The 3,864-nt window shown below is 73.1% G+C and carries 2 protein-coding genes; one reads left to right on the top strand and one right to left on the bottom strand.

The window, feature by feature from the left end:
* On the bottom strand, positions 1-1,346 hold a 1,346-nt coding region (locus ACWGH4_RS32645), incomplete at its 3' end, for an endonuclease/exonuclease/phosphatase (protein ID WP_453467222.1).
* A gap of 286 nt (positions 1,347-1,632) precedes the next feature.
* On the opposite strand from ACWGH4_RS32645, the gene ACWGH4_RS32640 reads away from it, so the two are divergent.
* On the top strand, positions 1,633-3,078 hold the full coding sequence (locus ACWGH4_RS32640; protein WP_453467220.1) for a hypothetical protein: 1,446 nt from the start codon (positions 1,633-1,635) through the stop codon (positions 3,076-3,078).
* Positions 3,079-3,864 lie beyond the last annotated feature (786 nt).

Genomic DNA, 3,864 nt, shown 5'->3' with positions numbered 1-3,864 from the left:
ATGCGACCCGGGGACAGGGTGAGCGCGGCACGGCCGCGCTCCCGTACGACCCCGGTCGCCGTCGTCGCGTCGCCGCCCGCGCGGTCGGTGAAGGAGACCCTCTCCGGGTTGAAGAGGAACACCTGGCGGATGTTGCCGCCCGGCTGGCCGCCGTCCTCGTTGTTCACCGGGTCGACGGAACGCCACTCGTACGCGGGACCGCCGGCCGCGACGATCGCGTCCGTGAACTTCTGGACCGTCCGGGCGGCCGACACCGTGCCGTCGTTCGTGGCGCCGGTGTCGTCCTGGATCTCCTCCAGAGCGAGGATGTCGGGCGAGGCCAGGTTCTCCACGACGGCCTTCGCCAGCGCGTCGAACTTCTCCTGCGGGTCGGACGGGTCCAGGTTCTCCACGTTGTACGTGGCCACGGCCAGTTCACCGTTGCGCTGCGGACGGGTCCGCTCACGCGTCAGACCGCGGTCCTCGACCGTGCCGAGCGTGCGGGCCGTCAGCGTGTAGCCGCCGTACTGGTTGAAGTCCAGCGGGCCCTCCGTGGTGCCCGCGAGCACGTCACCCACGTTCGCCTTCGGGAAGGGCTGCTGCGCCAGCGGGATCAGCGACTGGATCTGAAGGCGGCCGGTGTTCTGCGACTCGTAGGAGCCGTAGACCGTGCCGCCGCGCCGGTTGTCGTTCTCCCACGGCTTCACCGTCACCCACAGCTCGGCATGCGGATCGGTCGCGCCGACCACGCGCGAAGTGCCGACGCTGACGTTCGTGCCCTCCAGGGACTCGTAGTAGTCCAGGGCGTACGTACGCGGGGCCAGGGGCAGGCCGTTGATGCTTCCGCCCGCCGCCGGGTCGCCCTGCGGGGCGTACTCGGAAGGCACCGACCAGGCGGAGACCGTCACGGGAGCGGGCACCTTGTTGCCGGAGGACACCACGGTGACGGTCGGCTTCGTTATCTCGGTCAGCGACTGGTTGCCGGACGACGCGCCCCCGGGGACGTACTCCGTGACCGTGCCGGAGACGGTGACCCGGTCGCCCACCGCGACCTTCGGCGCCGAGCTGGTGAAGACGAAGACGCCCTCGCTGGTCGCCACGTCACCGTCGGCCTCAGGGTCCTGGAACCAGAAACCCCGGGAGCCGTAGGTCCGAACACCCGTGACGATGCCCGGCACATCGGCGACCTGCTTCCCCTCCAGCGGGGAAATGCGGGTGCTGCCCTGAATGTCGTGGATACGCACCTGCGCGGCAGCGGCCGTGGCGCCGTCGGCGGCGTTCGCGGACCCGGCGAGCAGACCGGCGGCCAGCGCGGCGGCCACGACGGTAGCCACGGCGGTAGTTCTCGGTACGACGGAGGAAGGCATCAAGGTTCTCCGGAGGTGAGGGATGAGGGTGCACGGGACCCCGGGAGGTCCGGGCAGGTTCTACGCGCGTCAATCTCTTGGCTGGACAGGCCACTTGTCAAGGGTCGGCCGGTGTACTGAGACCTAAGTCCACATGAACGCGCGCCCCGGCGGAGGCACGGTCGCCGGACCGGTCGGCCGGATCCGGCGGGCGCGGCGAAACCGCACGAAATGCGTCTACGCTGGGGGCCGTCCAGTCACCCACAAGGCCGCCCGGATCCGGTACGCCGCGGAGGAGACCCAGCAGATGCCCCAAGACCGTCCCACCCTGCCGCCGGTACGGCTGAACTCGGACGCGCAGCTGGCGCGGGACGCACTCGCCACCCCGCTGCTCTCCCGGGCCGTGAGGCTCGCACGCTGGGCCGGCCCGCAGACCCGGGTCGGCGTCGGCGGTGAACTCGTCGACGAGCAACTCCCCGCGGCGGCCGAGGCGCTGGGACTCGACGCCGGGGACGAGGACGGCCAGGCCTGCGCGAGCGAGGCGTGGCGCGTCGCCGTCGACACCGGCCTCGTCGACGCCGAGGACCCCGACGACGACTCCGACACCGCGGGCGCCGTCGCCGGCGCCAACCTCGCACTCGTCACCGGCGGTTCACCGCAGGACGTCCTCGGACTGTGGCTCGACGCCCTCGACGTCGTCTTCGCCGACGCCATCGCCCCCGTCCTCGACGACATCTCCGCGGTCGTCGGCGACGACGGTGAGATCGACATCGAAGCGCTCGACTGGGACCCCGAAAGCGAAGCCGCGTTCCTCGAAGGCGTCCTCGGCAACCTCTACCTGCTCACCGTCTCCGACAGGGCCGCAGAAGAGGGACCCGTCCCGCTGCCCGTGCTCGCCGCGTCGATGATCGTCCCCGACGACATGGGAGAACCGACCGACGACGTCCTGGAACAGGTCTCGGAGGCGATGATGCGCCTCGACGACCAGTTCCGCGTACTGGAGCCCGTCGGACTCGTCCAGTACCGGCCCGTGGACGAGGCGTTGATGGCCGAGGAGAGCGCCGCGGAACCCGGGCCCCTCGGCGACGACGAGGACGTCACCCGCTACGGCATGGTCCGGCTCACCCCCCTCGGCCTCTACGGCATCAGGGCCCGGCTGCTGGAGGCCGGAATCGAGGCACCCGCGGTCGGCGACCTCGCCGACAAGGGCGCGGACGTGCTGCTCGACGGGCTCGCCCGCTACCCCGAACTCGCCGCCCGCGCGGAGACCGAGCAGTGGCTCGCCCGGCGCGACGCCGCCGACGCCGCCCGCGAACTCCTGACCGCCGCGCGCGGCGACGACCGGGGCGCGCCGCTGCGCCGCCTCCACTGCCAGCAGGCGCTCACCCTGGTCGGGCGGCAGGCAGAGCCCGCGGTGCGCGACGTGCTCGACGACCCCCGACTCGGCGGCCTCGCCCGCGTATGGCTCGCCGAACACGGGGCGTCGGACGTGCCCGCGCCGCCGGAGTCCATGATCTTCTGGCTGGCGATCGACACGATCGCCGCGCAGCTCGCGGCGGGCGGCGAGGCCGCGGAACTCCAGGACCTGGTCGAAGGGCTGGTCGGCCGGCACACCGGGTTCTTCGACGCGGCGTGGCGGGTGGAGCATCCGGCGACGGCGGATGTGCTGGAGGCGATGGGAAGGCTGCACCGGGACAAGGCGACTGCGAAGGAGGCGCGGAAGGCGGCCTTCAAGTCCCGCTCGGCTCACTGACGTTCGCGGTTTCGGGCGCGGCCGGGTCCGTTGCCGGTGGCCCCTGCGGGGCGGGGCGGTCCAGGTGACGTGGCGTCCCCGGGGGCGGGTCGCGCTTCTGCCTGCGGGGGGCGCGCCTGGCCGGCCCGTCGGTCCCGCGTGGCGCTCCAGCGGGGCGTGTGCCCGTGACGGCGTCGGCCGGTCCGGGGTGTGTCGTCCTGCGGGCGGGCTCGGTCCTGGTGTGTGTCGCCCCTGAAGGGCCCTGGTCCGGGGACGCCGTCCAGGCGGGGCGTGGACCGGTCTGGTTGCCTTGCGCCCGTGCGGGGCGTGGCCCCGGTGCGGGTGCGTTGTGCCCCTGCGGTGCGTTTCGCCCCTGCGGTGCGTTTCGCCCCTGCGGTGCGTGGCTGCGCGCGTGGGTGGTGCGGGTGTCGGGGCCTCCGGAGGGGGGTGTCCGGAATGGCTATCCTCACCGCGCTTCGCGCGAGTTGCGACGCTTTACTTCCGGACACCCCCCTCCTACGACCCCGCCCCCCTCCCGCCCGTGCCGCCCCTTCCGGCCGGTGGTCCCCGCAGGGGCGGGTCTCGTGGGCCGTGAGGCCGGTGGTCGCTCCATGCGGGGCGGTGGTCAGGCCTCGGGGCCCGGGGGCAGCTCCATGCAGGGGCGGAGGTCCTGACTTGGGCCGGCAGCGGCTCGGTTCGGGTCGCGAGTGCGGCGGTCAGGCTCTGGGCTGGGGCAGCTCCATGGGGGCTGCTGTCCCGCCTTGGGGCGGCAGCTCGGGTCGGGGCCCTGCGGGCCGGTGCCCGGTC

This window comes from Streptomyces sp. NPDC054847, assembly GCF_053610925.1.
Note: the sequence above shows the minus strand (reverse complement) of the source record. Positions and strands in the feature narration are given on the sequence as shown.